We start from the raw sequence: 19,552 nt of genomic DNA on the forward strand, positions 1-19,552 counted from the left end.
GTTACGCAGGCAACCTGAGGGTAACGGCACCAATCAGAAGCCGAGGCTGTCCAGCAGATCGTCAACCTGATCCTGGCTTGCCACCACGCCCGCTTTGCTGGCGTCGAGCTGTGGGCCATTGAGCAGGCTTTCGTTCTCGCGTTTTGGACGGGCTGCCGGTTCCGGGATGTTCTCCAGCAGAACCATCAGCAGCTGGCGTTCAATCTCCTGAATCACATCCATCATGCGCTTGATCACCTGACCCGTCAGGTCCTGGAAATCTTGCGCCATCATGATATCCAGCAGTTGGGCGTTGGTGAAGCTGGTGTGGCCCGGCACATCCCCCAGGAACTGACGGGTATCGGTCACCAGCTCGCGGGCATTCGCCAGCTCAATCGGGTTCTCGAACCACTCGTCCCAGCGTTGGGTCAGCGCTTTCGCGCCCTTTTCCATCGCATCCTGATGGGGCTGCGACGCTTCAACGCTGTTCAGCGCACGTTCTGCCGCCTGGGCGGTCATCTGCACAACGTAGTCCAGACGATCTCGCGCGTCAGGAATCGCTTCCGCCGCTTCCGCAATCGCCTGATCCAGACCCAGCTCACGCAGGCTGTCACGCAGCATGCGCGTCAGACTGCCAATACGGACGATGATATCGCTCGGCGAGTGTTCTTCAACGGGTTTCATAGCAGGTTGCAACATTTCCATCACCTCACATGCCGAGTTTCTCGAAGATCTTACCGAGCTTCTCTTCCAGGGTTGCCGCGGTGAATGGCTTCACCACATAGCCGCTTGCGCCCGCCTGTGCAGCAGCAATGATGTTCTCTTTTTTCGCTTCTGCGGTGACCATCAGAACCGGCAAGGACGCCATTCCCGCATCGGCACGAATGGTTTTCAGCAGCTCCAGACCGTCCATGTTTGGCATGTTCCAGTCGGAGATAACAAAACCAAACCCACCCGCCTGCAGTTTGTTCAGCGCATCAACGCCGTCTTCTGCTTCTTCAACGTTGTTGAAGCCCAGCTCTTTCAGCAGGTTGCGCACAATGCGACGCATGGTGGAAAAGTCATCCACAACCAAAAACTTAAGCTCTTTATCCGCCATAAAATAATACTCCTGAGTCAAATACGTATTGCCTGTCCGGCACTGATTTTCGCCAGCATCTGCTGGCTTATCTGGCTAAGATCGACCACTTCGCTCACGCCACCCATATTGATGGCCTCGCGCGGCATGCCGAACACCACACAACTTGCTTCATTCTGCGCAATCGTCCAGGCGCCAGCCTGGTGCATTGCAAGCATTCCGGCGGCACCATCGTTGCCCATCCCCGTCAGGATCACCCCAACGGCGTTGCGCCCCGCATGTTTCGCCACCGAATGAAACAGCACATCCACCGACGGACGGTGCCGGTTGACCGGCGGTCCGTCATGAATTTTGATTTGATAGTTTGCACCGCTGCGCGCCAGCTCCATATGCTTATCACCCGGGGCGATATAGGCATGTCCCGGGAGCACGCGCTCGCCATCTTCCGCCTCTTTCACGCTGATCTGACACAGCTTATTCAGGCGTTCGGCGAACGAGCGGGTAAAGCCTGGCGGCATATGCTGGGTAATCAGAATACCCGGACTTGAAAGCGGCAATGGCTGGAGTACATGACGAATTGCCTCTGTTCCTCCGGTTGACGCCCCAATCACCAGCAGTTTTTCCGAGCTGAGTAACGGGCCGGCCTTCAGGGTTGCCGGGGCGGCCATTGGCTTATGGGCCGCCAGTTTTGCCCGCGATGCGGTACGAATTTTCTCCGCGATCATCTCGCTATACGCCAGCATCCCCTCGCGAATACCGAGCTGCGGTTTGGTGACAAAATCTACCGCCCCCAGCTCCAGCGCGCGCAGGGTGATTTCCGATCCTTTCCCGGTCAGGGAGGAGACCATCACCACCGGCATCGGCCGCAGCCGCATCAATTTCTCCAGGAAATCGATGCCATCCATGCGCGGCATCTCGACATCCAGCGTGAGCACGTCGGGGTTATATTTTTTAATTAAATCCCGCGCGACCAGCGGATCGGGCGCCGTTGCTACCATCTCCATGTCGCTGTGGCTATTGATGATTTCAGTCATGATCTGACGCATCAGCGCTGAATCGTCGACAGACAATACCCTGATTTTACTCATGCTTTTTCCTTACTCAGCGCATATACCGTTTGCCCACGCAGGCTAAACTCTCGCGCGAGGTTGCTGAAGTTTTCCGAGTGCCCGGCAAACAGTAAACCGTCAGGCTTGAGCAACGGAACAAACCGACGCAGAATGTCCTGTTGCGTCGTTTTATCAAAATAAATCATGACGTTACGGCAAAAAATGGCGTCAAATGGCCCCGGCACGTTGTACTGCTTGTCCAGCAGGTTAACGGGCGCGAATTCGACGCAATTCGCCAGCTCCTGGCGTACGCGTACCAGGCCTTCATGCGGGCCTGTCCCACGCATGAAATATCGCTGCAACTGCTGCGGCGACAGCGTTTTCAGTTCGTCCTGGCGATACACGCCGTTGCGCGCCTTCTCCAGCACCTCGGTGTCGATATCGCTGGCGTACACCTTCCAGCGCCCGGGTGCCATCCCAAGCGTGTCGGCAAGTGTGATTGCCAGCGAGTACGGCTCTTCACCGGTCGAGGCGGCCGCACTCCAGACGCGATACTCCCCGGTACGACGCCGCGCGTGCTCGGCCAGTACCGGGAAGTGGTGGGCTTCGCGGAAAAAGGCCGTCAGGTTAGTGGTTAACGAGTTGATAAAAGCCTGCCACTCTGCGCTGTTCTGGTTGGCTTCGAGCATGCTCAGATAGCGACCAAAATCATCCAGCCCCAGCGTACGCAAGCGCCGCACCAGACGGTTGTAGACCATGTCCCGCTTATGATCCGCAAGCACGATCCCTGCACGCTGGTAGATTAACTGACATATCCGACGAAAATGCGCGTCGGACAGCGCGAGGCGCTGTGTCATCTGCAACAATAATGACGTTTGCCCAGGGGGCATTGGTGATGTCATAGCGCCTTCTTAATTACATTCAGGATACAACTGGCACGGCCTGCGACCGCCCGACTTCTTTTACTGCTTCAACGTGCTCTTTCACATTAAATACCGCGACCAGCCCGGTGAGACGATCCGCCTGGCTGGCCAGCTGATCGGTTGCCGCTGCCGCTTCCTCAACTAACGAGGCATTCTGTTGCGTCACCTGATCCATCTGGCTGACGGCCTGAGCAACCTGCTCAATGCCGCGACGCTGTTCGTCCGACGCAGACGCAATCTCGCCCATGATGTCGTTAACCCGCGTGACGGAGGTGACGATCTCATGCATGGTATGCGCCGCCGTATCCACCAGGGCTGAGCCTTGCTGGACGCGTGATACCGACTCTTCAATCAGGACCTTAATCTCTTTCGCCGCGTTGGCGCTGCGGCTGGCCAGGTTACGCACTTCCCCCGCCACGACCGCAAACCCACGCCCCTGTTCACCGGCGCGCGCCGCTTCAACCGCGGCATTCAGCGCCAGAATGTTGGTCTGGAACGCGATACCGTCGATCACGCTGATGATGTCACCAATCTTTTGCGAGCTGGTGGCAATCTCCTGCATGGTGCTGGCAACGTGAGAGGCCTGATCGCCCCCTTTTTTCGCCGTCATTGCCGCCTGTTTTGACAGGTCAGACGCCTGACGCGCGTTATCGGCGTTCTGGCTGACCGTTGCGGTCAGCTGCTCCATGCTGGCCGCCGTCTGCGCCAGCGAGGCCGCCTGCTGCTCGGTGCGGGAAGAGAGATCGTTGTTGCCTGCCGCAATCTCTGAGATCCCGGTGTGCATGGCATAACTGCCCTGACGCACATCGGAGACGGTTTCCCGCAGGGCACCCTGCATCGCCTTCAGGCTGGCAAAGATCGCCGAAATTTCGTTCTTACCGAACACCGCCACCGGACGCGCCAGATCGCCCTTCGCAATACTGTCGAAGTGGCTGCTGATAATCGCCAGCGGCTGCACAATCATTTTGCGTGACCAGAGCAGTGCCCCACCGGTCAGTAGCCCCGCCAGAATCACGACGACGCCAAAGATCACACCCGACATGTGATAGCTGATACGGCTGTCTTCCTCTGCACGTTGAACAGACTGGTTAATATCCTGCTGCCACGCGTTAAAGCTGCCGTCGAACGCATCCTGTGAGGCCTGCACCGGCGCGGTCATAAAGTCCGAGAGCTGGTTGTTCTCAAGCCAGGTCGCCTGGTGGTCCAGATCGCTGTACCACTGTTCAAAGTTCTTCTTCATGGCGGCTTTCAGCGCGTGCTCTTTCTCGCTGCCCGCCGCCTGCGCCGTGAAAGCGTTAAACTGTGCGCCAGCCTGTTTCAGGCTGCTTCGCGCGGTGGCCATCAGCGCTTTAATGTCATCCGGCGGATAGCTCAGCGCGGTTAAGGTGCCCGCCTTGTTCAGCGCAGTGCTTGCCTGCAACAGCACGGCACGCGTTTGTGCCAGTGCGGAGCGCTGCTGATTACTCGCCTCAACATCCTGCAAATTCTGATAGCCATCGCGAAACGCCCAAAAAGACAACCCGTTACTGCCAACCTGCAACACACCGCAAAGGATCAGAATCAAAAACAGTGTGGTCGAGATACGAATACGATTTAACATCCACGCTCCCATCAAGCGGCAAGCAGCCGCGGTTTAATTGTCAGTCAAAATGTTTCCCAGTTTTCATCTTGTCCGGCCGTTGCAGCACGCAGGCGAGTTGCCGTCGATTCGGCGGCAGGCGCTTTATACGTGGCTTGCGCAGTGACCGTATTTCCAGCGAGTGAAGCGAGACGAAACGCCGAGACGGCCATCTTCAGACGGCTCGCCTGGTCTTCAAGGGCAGCGGCCGCGGCCGCGGACTCCTGCACCAGCGCGGCGTTTTGTTGTGTCACGCGATCCATTTCCGATACCGCCAGGGCAACCTGGTCGATACCACGACTCTGCTCATCAGATGCAGAGGCGATTTCACCCATGATGTCCGTTACGCGGGTAACAGCATTCACGATGTCATTCATGGTCTCCCCGGCGCTTTCCACCAGTACCGAGCCGGTATCCACGCGGGAGACGGAGTCTTCAATCAGGGCCTTAATCTCTTTCGCCGCGTTGGCGCTGCGGCTGGCCAGGTTGCGCACTTCCCCGGCAACCACCGCAAACCCGCGCCCCTGCTCACCCGCCCTCGCCGCTTCCACGGCGGCGTTCAGCGCCAGAATATTGGTCTGGAAGGCGATGCCGTCGATGACGCTGATGATGTCGGCGATTTTCTTCGAGCTGTCGGCAATTTCGTGCATGGTTTTCACCACGCCATCCACCACGCGGCCGCCGCGCTGCGCCGTCTCGGAGGCGCTTTCAGCCAGCTGAGAGGCCTGACGGGCGTTATCGGCGTTCTGCTTCACGGTTGCGGTGAGCTGCTCCATGCTGGCAGCGGTCTCTTCCAGCGCGGACGCCTGCTGCTCGGTACGGGATGAGAGATCGTTATTCCCCATCGCAATTTCGCTGGTGCCGGTATAGATGGCATCCGTGCCGCTACGCACGTTGGCGACGGTATCGATGAGCGAACGCTGCATATGGTCAACGCTGTTAGCCAGTTCGGTAATCTCATTGCGCCCGGAAACGGCCAGCGTTTTGGTTAGATCGCCACCGGCAATTTCACGAATGTGGGCAATGACGCGACCGAGAGGATTCAGCAGAATGTGGCGAATGCCGTACCACACCGCGACCAGGACAATAACCAGCGCCAGCGCCATCGCCGCCATCTGCCATTTCGCAAAGCGGTAGTCATTCTGGCTTTCCGTAAAGGCCGAGTGATACAGACCGCCACTGGCCTTCGCGTATTCCCCGAGCGCGGCGCCGAGTGCGTTTTGCATCCCCTGCGTGGGCTGTGCGAAATAGGCGTCCATGTTGCCGCTCTCCAGGAACTGGATCAGCTCCGTCAGGCCAGCAAAGTAGGCAGTGTATTTTTCATCGATATTCTGGCTAACCTGCGCCATAGCAGGCTGCGGCGCGATCTGTTTGAAGGCGGCGTAGTGTTTTGCGGCGTCAGCCAGGGTGGCGCGGGCATTTTTCAACAGATCGGTCTTCGCGCTGCTCTGCTGATTGTTAGGGTCCATCATCATGCGCGCGGACGAGCGGCTCAGGTTGATACGCGTTTGCAGCATCAGATCCCACGTCGAGGTGAGTTCACTCTGCTGCAGGCGAAGATCGTTCGAGGCGGCGAAACTGTCCTGGTTCTGTTTTAATGACGAGAAAAAAAGCCCGCCGGAGATAAGCTGAAGTAGTGCGAAAATGACCAGCACCATCATAAGCATTGTGACAACGCGGATACGGTTCAACATACAACACCTTCTCATAGATTTATTAACGGTGTTATCGGCACAGGCCACAGGAACTTTACATTTGCGAAAGGGAAAAGCGTGGACTAAAACGCGACGTCAACAATCAGCGTATCGGTGTAGGTGCCAGCGGGAGGCGTAGTCTGACTGGTCAGGACCTTCGCGGTGTAGTTGTAGGTGCGCAGTAAACCGTCGGTGCTGACCTGGGACGCGGTCGCGCTGGTCCAGCGTTCGGCACCGCTGCCGCCCCAGCGGTTGGTGGTGGCTTCTTTATAAATGTCATAACTGAGGAAGTTGCTGCCGCTCACCATACGCCGTACGTTGTTCAGGGCGTTGGCACCATTATTAATGCCAATGGTGTAGGTGCTGCCTTTAGTACAGGTCACGGCAATGGCCTGCGAGACGGTGGGGAAACTTTGCACCAGCGGCGCGCTGTTAAAGTTCACGTCCGGCGTGGTCATGGCGCTGCAGTCATTGGTGACGGTCATGTTCAGCAGAATACTGGTTGTTGCGGTTCCCGACTGGGGAGACGTACAAAGGCTTCCAAGACCGACGGCACAGACGTTGTAATTGATGCTGAAGGTCAACAGCACCTGGTAAGGCCCGGCCGTCACGTTTTGCCCGGCGACGGTGCGAAAATAGAGCGGTATGTTGTACCGCTTTGAGCCAAGCAACCCCAGCAGGGTGTTACCGCTCCAGGTATACGATTTACTTATCTGCACTTCGCTACTGCTCGCACAACCCGATAATCCACACAGCCGGGTGGGGATCACATCCGTAATACTCGTGTCGTCGGTGCGTTTCAGGTTGGCGCGGCTGTTGCCCGAAACCGACGCCGCGGTGTAATTCAACGTCACCGAATCGTTGGTCAGAATATTCAGTACCGCATCGCATGCCACTACCAGCGTACCGGTGGTTTCCACCTCCCCGGTTCCGCTAAGCGCAAACGACGTGACGCTACCAAACGAGGCATTGACCGTACTGATGGTACACGCCGCCCAGCCCCCGCCGGAGAACAGCAGCAGCATCAACAGCAGCCAGCGTTTCACGGGCCCTCCCGACACACCAGCGGACCGTAGGTTTGCAGCTTATGCTGCGGATTAGGCCCCACGTTCAGGGTCGCCGTGCAGCGCTTCCCGGCAGGCGTGATCACCTCAAGCGGATTGACGTCGCTGAGATTCTCCAGCCAGGCGATCCCGTCATAGCCCACCACCGCATTACTGCGCGAGGCTCGCCGCACCTGGCTTCCAACCGGAATCGCTTGCCCTCGCGCATCATGCAGAATGACGCTTGCCACTCTCTCCTGCTCCATCGGGAAATCCACCAGATAACCGCTGTGACGACGGATGGCAATCCGCCGCTCTGTCTCTTTCAGCCGGGTATCCGCAGGCAGATTCAGCGTATCAATCCGGTAGCTTGCCGGGTAATACGCCGACACCCCGCTGACCAGCAGGTAACCGTTGTTATTCGTTTTACCCACGGGTTGGTTCTCATAGCTGACGGGCACGTCCGGATGACCGTCGGTGCTGATCACCACAAACGCATCGTTGATTTTGTTCGCCGCAAACAGCTCTCCGTCCATCAGGACAATCGCGCCCATTGCCTCGCCCCACCAGGTCATGGTGTCTCTTTCGCCGTAGCCACCGCCCTGCAGTTCGATGTTGTTATTGCGCCAGCCCAGCGTACCCTGCTGATAATCACTGGATTTTGACTGATTTGCCCAGGCCATGTTCCAGCTAAAACCACCGTCAGAAGGCATGGAGTGGTTATAGTTAATCCGCTGCGTGCTGCCCGCATCCGGGGTGTTCTCAACGGTGACGGCAGCGCTGTCGCGTGCGCCCAGCGGCACCTGCAGCGAGAGCGCAACCGTCCAGTCCCCCCGCTGCTGGTCCCGGCTGCCGGCCAGGTAAATACTGCTTGCGCCCCACAGATTTCGGCTCCATGAGAGATTCAGCAGCTCCGTTTTTTGGCCGTCAAAGCTCTCTACGCCGATCCAGGCCGCGCCAATATTGCCGTACTGCCCCATATTAAACGTCAGGGAATACTGGTCCGTATTGCGGCTAAAGCTGGCGATGGGTTTGTCGTTTTCGTCATACACCGTCGGCTGGTCATAAAGGGCAAGATTGCCAAAACCGCGATCGCGACGCGTGTGCTGGGTGGCCACGCTGAACTCGCTGGTATTGTACTGGTAACCCCAGTTGATTTGCCCGCCGTTGTCTCCGCGCATGCGGCTTTGTGAGTAAGAGGTGTTCACTACGCCAAACTGGCCGAGTTTGATCACCGTCCCCGCCCCGCCCAGCGCCAGCTCCTGCGCCCCTTCCGCATGGCCCTCCAGCGTCAGCCAGTCGGTCACCCCGTAGCGATACGAGCCGCTACCGGCAGCAGGACCGTAGTCAAAGTTCCTGATGCCATAGTTACGGCGGAGGCTGCCGAGCGTCACGGCGCCGTCACTCAGCCCTTGTTTGAGCAAATCGCTGGTGACATAAAACGGTAGCGTGGTACTCACCTGACGGCCCAGCGCATCGGTGGTGACCAGCACCGCATCCCCGGCACCGTTGATATAGGGCAGATTGGTCAGGGTGAAGGGGCCAGGCTGAAGCTGGGTTGAGCCAGAGCGATAGCCGTTGATAAACAGATCCACCGAGGTAGGCACCGCGGCTTCTCCCGAAAACTCCGGCAGCGGCCATGTCACCAGGTCCGGGCGCAGGGAGAAATCACGTCCGTAGCTAATACCGCCCATCCGCACGCTGGAGGTCCAGCTCAGGGCATCGCTGATCACGTCCCCCGCGCTCAAGGTGGTCGCGTCATCCTCACGGGTTATCAGCAGCGTCGTGTCATAGCGAACATACCCTTCCTGTTGACCGTCGTTTCCGGTGAAATTTTTCCGGGCGTAGCCGGTGGAGGAGAACGAGCCGTTCTCGTTGAAGTAGCGGAATTCATGCCAGAGCGACGCCTGACCGCCGATATGTTCCGTGTGGTTGGTATACAGATCGTAATTCAGCAGCGCCCCGCGCCCATAGTGCGGTTTGGTCTGCGCCGTTTGGGCACTGAAAGGCGTCACCCGGGCACTGATCCAGTCGCGGGGAACGGTCAGCAACAGGCGCTGTGCGGCACTGTCATACGCCACACGAACCTGACTTAGTGAGGCGAGATTCACCTCGCCGGCGGGCACATGCTCCGGGGGGAGCCCCGCGCGCAGCAAATCGGCGCTGGAGATAAAGAAAGCGCCGTTACGTTGCGTCACGGGTACCACCAGACCGGTGTCGTAGTGGTTGAGCACGAGGGCAAGCTGGAAAACCGCCTCATCATTTACCGCCTGCGCCTGAGGAGGCGGCGGTAAACTGTCGTCACCGGGATCGGCCCAGATTGTGGTGCTGACGCAAAGCAGTAGCATCATTGCCGGCTTCAGTTGACGGGCGTCGACTGCCATTGTTCATCCCTGGCATTAATCTGCGCGCTCATCCGGTCCGGCTGACGAACGCCAGCGGGTATTGGCCAGCTGCGGGTGCTGCCCGGGAGGACGTAACCCAGTAATCCCTCCGCTACGGTGCGTTTCTGTCCGCCCTGCTCCAGTGACACCTGGCTTAATCTGACATGCACATCCCCCTGATTACGTACCTGTAATGCAGGCTGTCCTCCCTCGTGGGTCACGCGCCAGCTCAGGTTTCGGGTCTCGGCCAGGGCATGATGCGCCCCCTCTTTAAGGGTCGGGATACCCTGTCCGTAGACAAACAGCGGAATGGAATAGCGCATCTGTAATTTAAGGCCGATGGAGGGTTCGGCTTTCGCGTCGGGCTGGGGAATTTCATCAACAATAATGCGGTAAGCTTGTTCGACCCCGACAGGGACTGCGCTCTGTTTGATAAGGCGAATCAGCTGTTTATTGCCTTTCTGAATGGTGACAATGGGCGGGCTGGCGACCACGTCCTGCTGCGCGCTGTAGCGTTCGTATCCCCCCTCCTGCTTCCAGCGCACAATACGCACCTGCATCGTCGTTGCGCTGTTTCCCTGGTTCTGGATCCACAGCTCCGTGGCGTTGGCATCTGCGGCAAGCCAGGGATCGATGGGCCAGAGCAGAATGGTGGCCGCCGCCTGCGCCTCGCCTGTGGCCGCGACGCCTGATAAAACACCCGCCAGACACAACTGCCGGAACAATGGCTTCATCGACTCTCTCCCTTTATTACCATGACAAGGTCACGGTGAGCTGATCGGAATAGGTTCCTGCCGGGCTAAAGCCGGTCAGTAGCGCCACGCCAAACAGCGGCAGCGCGATGTTATTGCTGTTGGTATAGGTCACCGGTATTGCCTGGTTAACGCCAATTTCGCTGTTGGCGGCCAGCGAGCTGCTGCTGTAGAGCCGGTACGGCACCAGTTCTGTTCCTCCGGACCGCTTCATCCGACGGACGGATGAATAATTTTGACCGCCATTAATGCTCATGCTCAGCGCCACGCCCGGCGTACAGGCGATAGACAACGCCCCGTTTGGCACAAAGCTGGTACTGACTGGCGCGCTTTCCACCCCGTTATGGGTGCCAAAATCCAGCGTACCGAGAAGCCCCCCGCTACCGGTGGCCACCGCGCACCCCGGTACAATGGTCGCGCTGACCTTAAAGGACTGCGATGTCACCGCCCCCGCAGCAGGTATCAGCAACAGCCCGACGATCAGCGCGAAAAAAGGCTGCACGCTTCCCTCTGCGCGTTTGCGCAGACCTGTAAAAGGGGCCTTCATGGCAGTGCAGATCTAATAGGTCACGCTGACGTTAATCGTGTCGGTATAGGTCCCGGGTACCACCGTTACGCTGTTCCCGCCTCCGGTAATGCGGCCGTACAGGGTATAACTGTCGACCCCACCTGCCGTAGACGCGATCGGCAACGCGGTGTTATTGGCAATCACAGAGTTGAACCCGCTGTCGCTGTACAGGCTATAAGCCACGCCCTGTGCCGCGTTGGCCGTATTGACCAGGTAGCGCTCAGGCGTCCCTGGCGACCCCACCACGGATCCAGGGGCGGTGGAATGGGTATTGCCGGTTATCGCGACCGTATAGCTGGCGGTCGTACACTGGACGGTAAAGGTGTTTCCGCCGCTGGCGCCGCTCAACTGCGTCGTAAGGGTGGAAAACGTTGCGGGATGGGTACCAAAATCGAGCGTCCCGAAGTTAATACCACTTTGCGTGGGCGATCCGTTTATCAGGCAGCCGTTTGTCAGCGTCAGCGTCGCCCCGATGGTGCCGCTGCTGGTAACGGCCAGTGCCTGATGGACTACGGTCGTAGTCAGTAATGTGCCTGCACAGATCAAAAGGAGTTTTCTTTTCATTTACCACCCTCCAGAAGACGTCTCCGTTCCCTTGCAACATTTTATTTTTAACGTTCAAGATGTTAGCCCCGCTTAACGTTCCTCTGAGGGGGTTATTGAGAATTTAGTTTACGGATATCGCTTCGACCACCCGACGCAGGGTAGTCACAACCTATGTCTTATTGACAGCATTTATATTTTAAAAACAGAAAGTTAAACCGAATTAAAAGAATATTCGGGCGCGCAGGCTGAGGATATATCCGCAAAAATGTGATAAGCGTCACAATATATCGTCTGCACATTAACAACAAAATTAATAAAACTTAAAAACTTGTTGTATCCCCCTACACTTTGCGTCAATTTATGTGCCGAATAATTTCCCGCGCAGTAATAAAAAATCTATATGTATCGGCGCGGGCGACATCTAAAGCGCATAGAGGGTCTTTTTTCGTGGCAAGTGCAAACAAACTCACACTCTTCATCGTGATATTCATGCTGGCGGGTATTCTTTCAGGGGCAGCAATTCATGAATACGCATCTGCGGATGCCATTAAAGCCTGGTCGGATAATATTACCCTGCTGACCGACATTTTCCTTCGTCTGATCAAAATGGTGATTGCGCCCTTGGTCTTCAGTACGCTGACCGTCGGCATTATGAAACTGGGCGAAACCTCCACCATTGGCCGCGTTGGCGGTAAAGCGATGGTGTGGTTTATCAGCTCATCGGTGCTCTCCATTCTGGTCGGACTGTTTATCGTCACGCTGGAGCATCCGGGAAGTGGTCTGAACCTGACGATCCCAACCGAGGCGGTAGATACCGGTCTGGCCGTTGGAGGCATGACGCTGAAAGCGTTTCTGTCTCACACTATTCCAACCAGTATCGCAGGCGCGATGTCGAACAATGAGATCCTGCAGATTGTGGTGTTCTCAATGTTCTTCGGTATCGGCGGTGCGTCGCTGGGGCAGAAATTCAACGCGCCGCTGGTTGCCGCGCTGGATGTGGTTTCCCATATCATGCTGAAGGTAACCGGTTACGTGATGTACGTTGCGCCGCTGGCCATCTTTGCGGCGATCTCCTCCGTCATTGCCACTCAGGGCTTAGGCATTCTGTTGAACTATGCCTCCTTTATTGGCGGTTACTATGTTGCCATCCTTCTCACCTGCCTGGTATTGCTCGCCGTGGGCTATATGGTTTTGAAAAAAGAGGTGTTTCGCCTGGTCAGCATGTTGAAAGACCCGGTACTGGTGGCGTTCACCACCAGCAGTTCTGAAGCCGCCTACCCTAAAACGCTGGAGCAACTGGAGCGTTTTGGCTGCTCACGCAATATCGCCTCTTTTGTTCTGCCAATTGGCTACTCCTTCAACCTGGTGGGGTCGATGGTGTACTGTTCGTTCGCGTCGATGTTTATCGCCCAGGCGTATAACATTCACCTGAGTTTCTCAGAGGTAACGGTACTGATGTTAACCCTGATGCTGGCGTCAAAGGGGATTGCGGGCGTACCGCGTTCGTCCCTGGTGGTGCTGGCTGCGACCATTCCAAGTTTTAATATCCCGGTAGCGGGCATTCTGCTGCTGATGGGGATCGACCACTTCCTGGATATGGGGCGTTCAGCCATTAACGTGCTGGGGAACGGGATTGCGACCGCGATGCTGTCGCAGAATGAAGGGGCGCGGGAAGTGGAAGCTGAGCTGGTAAAGCAGGAAGCGTAAGGATATGAAAGGGGTGAGGCCTGATGCCCTCACCCCGACCCTCTCCCACAGGGAGAGGGAGCAAACATAAAAAACGGCAACCGGGTTGCCGTTTTGCATTTACCTACGCTACGTGATTCGCCGCGATATCCAGCAGCGCCATCTCTTCGCTGTTCAGCAGCTTCTCAATGTTCACCAGAATCAGCATACGCTCGCCGAGCGCACCCAGACCGGTCAGGTATTCGGTCGACAGGGTGACCGCAAACTCCGGCGCAGGGCGAATCTGGTCAGAGGTCAGAGAGAGCACGTCAGATACGCCATCCACCACGATACCCACCACGCGCTGCCCCAGGTTCAGGACGATCACCACGGTGTTGTCATTGTAGTCAACGTCGCCCTGGCTGAACTTCACGCGCAGATCGACGATGGGCACAATGACGCCGCGCAGGTTGGTGACACCTTTAATAAAAGCAGGTGTGTTAGCGATGCGGGTAACCTGATCGTAACCACGAATTTCCTGCACTTTAAGGATATCGATGCCGTACTCCTCATCGCCTAAAGTGAATACCAGGAATTCCTGCCCTGATGGCTCGCCCGCCAGTTTCGTTACATTACTCATACCGGTCATGTTTTTACCTTCTACTTAATCAGGCGGCTGTGTACGCCACACGTTGTTCACGATTTAATCCCTGAAGCGCCGACACATCGACGATCAGCGCCACGCTACCATCACCCAGAATGGTCGCGGCAGAAATACCAGGCACTTTGCGGTAGTTGCTTTCGAGGTTCTTCACCACCACCTGATGCTGACCAATCAGCTGATCAACCAGCAGCGCATAGCGACGGCCCGCACTTTGCAGGATCACAACGATGCCCTGCGTGGCCTCTGTCTTCGCGCCGTCCACTTCGAACACTTTCCACAGTTCCACCAGCGGCAGATATTCCCCGCGCACTTCGAGCACGCGCTCACCGCCCGCCAGCGGATGCAGATCTTCTTCACGTGGCTGCAGGGATTCCATCACCGCGTTCAGCGGAAGAATGAACACTTCGTCTGCCACTTTCACGGACATCCCGTCGAGGATCGCCAGCGTCAGCGGAAGCAGGATGCGAATGGTGGTGCCGGAACCCTGCTTAGACTGGATCTCAACGTGGCCGCCCATCTCCTGGATGTTACGTTTCACCACGTCCATGCCGACGCCGCGCCCGGAAACGTCAGTCACCTGCTCTGCGGTAGAGAAGCCGGGCGCGAAGATCAGCATCCCCACTTCTTCATCGGTCATGTTTTCGTTGACCGCCATGCCCTGCGAAATCGCCTTCGCCAGAATACGCTCGCGGTTAAGACCCGCGCCGTCATCGGTCACTTCGATGCAAATATTCCCGCCCTGATGTTCCGCAGAGAGAATCAAATTGCCCACCGGCGATTTTCCGGCAGCAATGCGGTTTTCCGGCAGTTCAATACCGTGGTCGAGGCTGTTACGCACGAGGTGCGTTAACGGGTCGATGATGCGCTCGATCAGGCTCTTATCCAGCTCGGTGGAGCTACCCATCAGCGTCAGTTCAATCTGTTTATTCAGTTTGCTCGCGAGATCGCGTACCAGGCGCGGGAAGCGGCTGAAGACATATTCCATCGGCATCATACGGATGGACATGACCGATTCCTGCAGATCGCGGGCGTTACGTTGTAACTGACCCATGCTGGTGATCAGATCGCCATGGGTAACCGGGTCCAGTTCATTAGAACGTTGTGCCAGCATCGACTGGGTGATCACCAGTTCGCCCACCAGGTTGATCAGCTGGTCAACCTTCTCAACGGCAACGCGAATGCTGGTGGATTCGCTGGAGCGCGCGGCCGGTTTTTCACCACGTGCAGGTGCAGCAGCGTCTTTTGGCACCGCTTTCAGCGCCGGGGCCGCAGGCGCGACAGCCGGGGTCGGAGCCTGAGCGATGACGGCCACCTCTTCCTGCGCTACTGGAGCTCCCGCTTCGGCGGTTTCGGTTTCGGTTTCGAAGGCAATCTGGTCGGCTTCAATCACAAAGCACAGCACCGCCACGATATCGTCCTGACCAATCCCGTCATCAAGCGTAGCGGCGAGGCTGTCTTTGCCTTTCACGACATTGCTTAACGTCGCCAGGTTACCCAGCTCTTCTTCCAGCAGGTTAACCTCATTCTCTTTCAGGCGTGAAAGCACAACACGCAATTTGCCCGCTTGCGCAGCGGCTGGCGCGGTTTCACCGGCACCAACCGCATCGACAACGCTCAGTTTTGCAGCAGGGACAACGGCTGCTGCGACCTCACCTTTTGCTTCCAGAGCGAGCTGGCGAAGCGCATTGCAGATATATTCAAAGCTGGCGGCATCAGGCTCTGCCGAACTTTTATAGGCGTCGAGCTGTTCCTGCATAATATCTTTGGTTTCCAAAAACAGGTTGATAATGTCGGTATTGAGCTGCATCTCACCGCGTCGTGCTTCATCCAGCAGGTTTTCCATTAAATGGGTTGTTTCCTGCAGGATGGTAAATCCAAACGTTCCGGCTCCGCCCTTAATGGAATGCGCCGCACGGAAGATGGCATTGAGCTGCTCGGAGTCCGGTGCTTCGGGCACCAGGTCGAGCAAATGTTGCTCCATATCGGCCAACAATTCGTCGGCTTCATCAAAGAATGTCTGGTAAAAATCGCTAATATCCATGCTCACGCTATCACCTCGGATTGGCTGGTGGCGATGTTGGAACGGCAGCCGAAGGAACGGCCCCAGGCTGTTTTAAATCGTCCAGTGACTCATTCTGACTTTCGGCGTTTTCATGCAGGATGGCCTGCTCCGCCTGCTGGTTCAGCACTAAAAGACTGATACGACGGTTGATGGCGTCATCCGGCCCGCGGTCGGAGACGCGCATGGTTGCTGCCATGCCGACCACGCGCAGTACCTTGCCATCATCAAGCCCACCGGCCACCAGCTCGCGACGCGAGGCGTTGGCACGATCGGCAGAAAGCTCCCAGTTGCTGTATCCCTTCTCCCCACTGGCGTACGGGAAATCATCCGTGTGGCCTGACAGGCTGATTCGGTTAGGAATTCCGTTCAGCACCGGTGCAATAGCGCGCAGAATATCGCGCATGTACGGCTCAACCTCAGCGCTGCCGGTTTTAAACATCGGACGGTTCTGGCTATCAATGATCTGAATACGCAACCCTTCCTGCACCAGATCGATTTTCAGGTGCGGTCGCAACGCACGCAGTTTGGGGTCAGCCTCAATCAGCTGATCGAGATCGCCACGCAGTTTTTTCAGACGCGCCTGTTCCATCTTCCTCTTCAGCTCGTCGATGTTCGGCTCTTTTTTCACCTCACCCTTCTGCTGGGTGTAATCATCACCGCCGCCAGGAATGGGGCTGTCGCTGTTAGAGATACGCGGCCCACCGGTCACTGCCGTCGCCAGCGGCGTACGGAAATATTCGGCAATCTGGATCAGTTCTTTCGGGCTGGAGATGGAGATCAGCCACATCACCAGAAAGAACGCCATCATTGCAGTCATAAAGTCGGCGTACGCGATTTTCCACGAGCCGTGCGCGCCATGCCCACCGCCCTTGTGCTTGCGTTTTTTTACGATGACGATCGGATGGGACTGGTTTTTCATGCGTCCTCAGTTGTCGTCTGTTGGTTTGGGTTTTTCACCGCGCGCACGTGTTCTTCAAGTTCGATAAACGACGGACGCTCGCTGGAGTAAAGCGTTTTACGGCCAAATTCAACCGCGATCGGCGGCGCATAACCGTTGAGGTTTGAGAGCAGCGTGATCTTCACGCACTGCATCATTTTTGTGGTTTCCGCGCTCTTCTGGCGCAGGACGCTGGCCAGCGGAGAGATAAAACCATAAGCCAGCAAAATACCGAGGAAGGTCCCTACCATCGCATGGGCAATCAGCGCGCCCAGTTCGGCCGCCGGACGATCCGCCGACGCCAGGGCATGTACCACCCCCATCACCGCCGCAACGATACCGAAAGCCGGAAGCGAGTCACCCACCAGCGCCAGGCTGTTGGCCGGCACTTCAGATTCGCTTTCGTGGGTTTCGATCTCTTCATCCATCAGCGCTTCGATTTCGAAGGTATTCATATTGCCGCTAATGATGAGTCGCAGATAATCGACGATGAAATCCAGCATCATGGCATCAGCCAGAATGCGCGGATAGCTGGCAAAAATTTCGCTCTCTTTCGGGTTTTCAATATCCCGCTCAAGAGAGAACATCCCCTGCTGACGTGACTTCGCCATCAGGCGATAGAGCAGCGCCAGCAGATCCATATACATGCTTTTGGTATATTTCGAGCGACGGAACAGCAATGGAATGGCTTTCAACGTGCCCTTGATGGATTTGCCGTTGTTACCAACGATAAAAGCCCCTACCCCTGCGCCGCCGATGATAATAAGTTCAGCCGGTTGATAGAGTGCTCCAAGGTGCCCGCCGGTCATCATGTAACCGCCGAAAACTGTACCGAGAACTACCAGGTAACCTAATAAGATAAGCACGACATCATCCTTCCGCTAGTGACTATGGCAAGGACGTTCAGTTCGTAGCGTTTACCGTTTGAGGGGTAAAAAAAAGCAGCGGTAATGACTTACCGCTGCTGGAATCTTGCCCACACGTTCGGGTTAAACAGCTTGTTCGATCTGTTCATCCAGCAGTTGTGGAATAATATCGGCAGCATCCCGGGAAAGTTTACGTCTTTTTACTGCGCGGGATGGAGGCTGGCATAAACTACAGGCGAAGCTGCCAACAGGCTGATGAGCATGGGTAATAAAATTGCCATCGCAGCAATTGCAGCGCGACAATTCAAGCATTCCGCTCTCAACAAAACGTACCAGCGTCCATGCGCGGGTCAGTGCCAGCAGGGGGCCTTCGTCCTGCTGCGGGCATTGTTCAAGGTAAAGTTTATACGCTTTGATCACGGCGTCGACGCCGCTACACAAACCGGTTTTCAGAAGGTATTGCCAGGCGTTACAGAACATCGATGCGTGGATATTTTGCTCCCACGTCATAAACCAGTCTGTCGAAAACGGCAACATGCCTTTCGGCGGGGGACTACCACGTAACTCTTTATACAGTTTAATGAGGCGACCACGGCTCAGCTGAGTCTCGCTTTCCAGCATTTGTAAACGAGCACCCAGCGTAATCAGCTCCATGGCAAGCTGTATGTCACGCGCTTCCTGAACAATGCTTTTCTCGCTCATTGCTAGGCCCTTTTCTTACGGGCTGCGTCATCAGGCTGGCTGATTTCGTTAAGCAAGCGAGTGGAGAGAAGAATACCGGTATGGATCTGTTGCAGATCGTCAACACGGGATTCCTGCGTCAGACGCGTGATCGTCTGCGGATTGTCAAAACGGAACTGGCAAACCAGTTGATTCGTTTCGGCCAGTTTTACCATCTGCGGGAGGGTTAAACCACCCAGCATGGTTGCCATTTCTTCGTTAATACCCAGACGAAACATCGCGGACGCTTTGTCCTGACTAATTAAACGCTGCGCGAGCAGTAAATATGACAAATTGATGTCATAGATATGTTTTAGCAACTCGGATGTATGCATTGTTCCCATCCCGAATAACCAACTATTATTTTTATGCGGAAAGACCGCACCCCGTGATGTCGCCGGGAAATCACCCGGTATAAAAAGAAAAGGCTAAATGCATAGTTGAATCTAGGTTTGTATTCATCGAAACGCGCAAGAGTCGAAACGCAGTAACGTCTCTTACGTGGTTTATCATTTCTTACAAATAACTAAGATTTTTCCTAATTCGACGCAAACTCTACTCGTCAGATTTGCCACATACAATGCAGCCACCCTCAAATTTAAAAAAATGTGATCCACGTCACACAATTTAAGTGAATATCCTCCATAAATCCATCAGTATGACTTGTAGTTTGTTCATTTTTTGCCCATTTGGCACAGTTTTGTATTCTTAATCGACGAATAGTCATGCAGAAGGGTGAAGCGAACTGGCATGTATCGTGCTTTTCCTGCCGTGAGCGCGCCCCGGAATCCTTCACAAGATGCTCATCTTAAGGAAACATTTTTCTTACCGTGAAAAAACATAGAGTTATGCAAGCCGCCCATAAAAATTGTTTCAGAGCGTGATCATTCGAAATATGTTTATAACGGGTTAAAACGATTTAACGGCAAAAGAGGGAAATTGTGTGATTTACGTTAAGTTGTTAATTTTTTTCATTTAGACGCGTTTTTCAGTTATTCTTCTTA

18 protein-coding genes are annotated in these 19,552 nt (G+C 55.9%); 1 reads left to right on the plus strand and 17 read right to left on the minus strand.

Translation table 11 applies throughout. The annotated features are described in order from the left end of the window. Window positions 1–33: 33 nt before the first annotated feature. The 11 genes from cheZ to L383_RS14270 all read right to left on the minus strand — a co-directional run bounded on the left by cheZ (window position 34) and on the right by L383_RS14270 (window position 11,652). On the minus strand, window positions 34–678 hold the full coding sequence (gene cheZ / locus L383_RS14320; RefSeq protein ID WP_014884340.1) for a protein phosphatase CheZ: 645 nt from the start codon (window positions 676–678) through the stop codon (window positions 34–36). A 10-nt stretch (window positions 679–688) separates the two neighbouring features. Next, complete coding sequence (cheY, locus tag L383_RS14315) at window positions 689–1,078, minus strand: chemotaxis response regulator CheY (RefSeq protein WP_000763862.1); 390 nt, start codon at window positions 1,076–1,078, stop codon at window positions 689–691. 17 nt (window positions 1,079–1,095) lie between these two features. Then, complete coding sequence (locus L383_RS14310; RefSeq protein WP_023330736.1) at window positions 1,096–2,145, minus strand: protein-glutamate methylesterase/protein-glutamine glutaminase; 1,050 nt, start codon at window positions 2,143–2,145, stop codon at window positions 1,096–1,098. Next, complete coding sequence (gene cheR, locus L383_RS14305; RefSeq protein ID WP_014884342.1) at window positions 2,142–3,008, minus strand: protein-glutamate O-methyltransferase CheR; 867 nt, start codon at window positions 3,006–3,008, stop codon at window positions 2,142–2,144. The genes L383_RS14310 and cheR overlap by 4 nt, the downstream gene beginning before the upstream one ends. Window positions 3,009–3,027: 19 nt before the next feature. Further along, a complete protein-coding gene (gene tap, locus L383_RS14300) occupies window positions 3,028–4,629 on the minus strand; it encodes a methyl-accepting chemotaxis protein IV (RefSeq protein WP_023330737.1) in 1,602 nt (533 codons plus the stop codon). 44 nt (window positions 4,630–4,673) lie between these two features. Continuing rightward, the gene (gene tar, locus L383_RS14295; RefSeq protein ID WP_023330738.1) at window positions 4,674–6,341 is read right to left on the minus strand and encodes a methyl-accepting chemotaxis protein II; all 1,668 of its coding nucleotides are present in this window, start codon (window positions 6,339–6,341) and stop codon (window positions 4,674–4,676) included. An 83-nt stretch (window positions 6,342–6,424) separates the two neighbouring features. Next, window positions 6,425–7,387: a Csu type fimbrial protein gene (locus L383_RS14290; protein WP_023330739.1), complete on the minus strand. Its 963-nt coding sequence runs from the start codon at window positions 7,385–7,387 to the stop codon at window positions 6,425–6,427. Continuing rightward, entirely contained in the window at window positions 7,384–9,768 is a 2,385-nt protein-coding gene (locus L383_RS14285; protein WP_023330740.1) for a fimbria/pilus outer membrane usher protein, read from the minus strand. Before L383_RS14285 ends, L383_RS14290 begins: the two co-directional genes overlap by 4 nt. Continuing rightward, window positions 9,744–10,502 (minus strand): fimbrial biogenesis chaperone, encoded by a 759-nt coding sequence (locus tag L383_RS14280; RefSeq protein ID WP_014884347.1) that lies wholly within the window; start codon window positions 10,500–10,502, stop codon window positions 9,744–9,746. Before L383_RS14280 ends, L383_RS14285 begins: the two co-directional genes overlap by 25 nt. A 16-nt stretch (window positions 10,503–10,518) precedes the next feature. After that, on the minus strand, window positions 10,519–11,067 hold the full coding sequence (locus L383_RS14275) for a Csu type fimbrial protein (RefSeq protein ID WP_032629056.1): 549 nt from the start codon (window positions 11,065–11,067) through the stop codon (window positions 10,519–10,521). Window positions 11,068–11,079: 12 nt separating this feature from the next. Beyond that, entirely contained in the window at window positions 11,080–11,652 is a 573-nt protein-coding gene (locus L383_RS14270; protein WP_014884349.1) for a Csu type fimbrial protein, read from the minus strand. A 429-nt stretch (window positions 11,653–12,081) separates the two neighbouring features. Here L383_RS14270 and L383_RS14265 point away from each other — a divergent pair, with 429 nt between their 5' ends. Then, on the plus strand, window positions 12,082–13,341 hold the full coding sequence (locus tag L383_RS14265; protein ID WP_023330742.1) for a dicarboxylate/amino acid:cation symporter: 1,260 nt from the start codon (window positions 12,082–12,084) through the stop codon (window positions 13,339–13,341). Between the two features lie 103 nt (window positions 13,342–13,444). Here the strand turns inward: L383_RS14265 and cheW are convergent, their stop codons facing one another. From cheW to flhD, 6 genes are all read right to left on the minus strand, one after another. Then, on the minus strand, window positions 13,445–13,948 hold the full coding sequence (cheW, locus tag L383_RS14260) for a chemotaxis protein CheW (protein ID WP_014884351.1): 504 nt from the start codon (window positions 13,946–13,948) through the stop codon (window positions 13,445–13,447). Window positions 13,949–13,967: 19 nt separating this feature from the next. Beyond that, entirely contained in the window at window positions 13,968–16,010 is a 2,043-nt protein-coding gene (gene cheA, locus L383_RS14255; RefSeq protein ID WP_023330743.1) for a chemotaxis protein CheA, read from the minus strand. Between the two features lie 4 nt (window positions 16,011–16,014). Beyond that, complete coding sequence (motB, locus tag L383_RS14250; protein WP_014884353.1) at window positions 16,015–16,944, minus strand: flagellar motor protein MotB; 930 nt, start codon at window positions 16,942–16,944, stop codon at window positions 16,015–16,017. Beyond that, window positions 16,941–17,828 (minus strand): flagellar motor stator protein MotA, encoded by an 888-nt coding sequence (gene motA / locus L383_RS14245; RefSeq protein WP_008500417.1) that lies wholly within the window; start codon window positions 17,826–17,828, stop codon window positions 16,941–16,943. The genes motB and motA overlap by 4 nt, the downstream gene beginning before the upstream one ends. A gap of 123 nt (window positions 17,829–17,951) precedes the next feature. Next, window positions 17,952–18,530, minus strand: a complete 579-nt coding sequence (flhC, locus tag L383_RS14240; protein WP_014884354.1) for a flagellar transcriptional regulator FlhC — start codon at window positions 18,528–18,530, stop codon at window positions 17,952–17,954. 2 nt (window positions 18,531–18,532) lie between these two features. Next, complete coding sequence (gene flhD, locus L383_RS14235) at window positions 18,533–18,883, minus strand: flagellar transcriptional regulator FlhD (protein ID WP_013096050.1); 351 nt, start codon at window positions 18,881–18,883, stop codon at window positions 18,533–18,535. Between the last annotated feature and the right edge of the window lie 669 nt (window positions 18,884–19,552).

Source organism: Enterobacter sp. MGH 37 (assembly GCF_000534515.1).
Lineage (GTDB): Bacteria > Pseudomonadota > Gammaproteobacteria > Enterobacterales > Enterobacteriaceae > Enterobacter > Enterobacter kobei.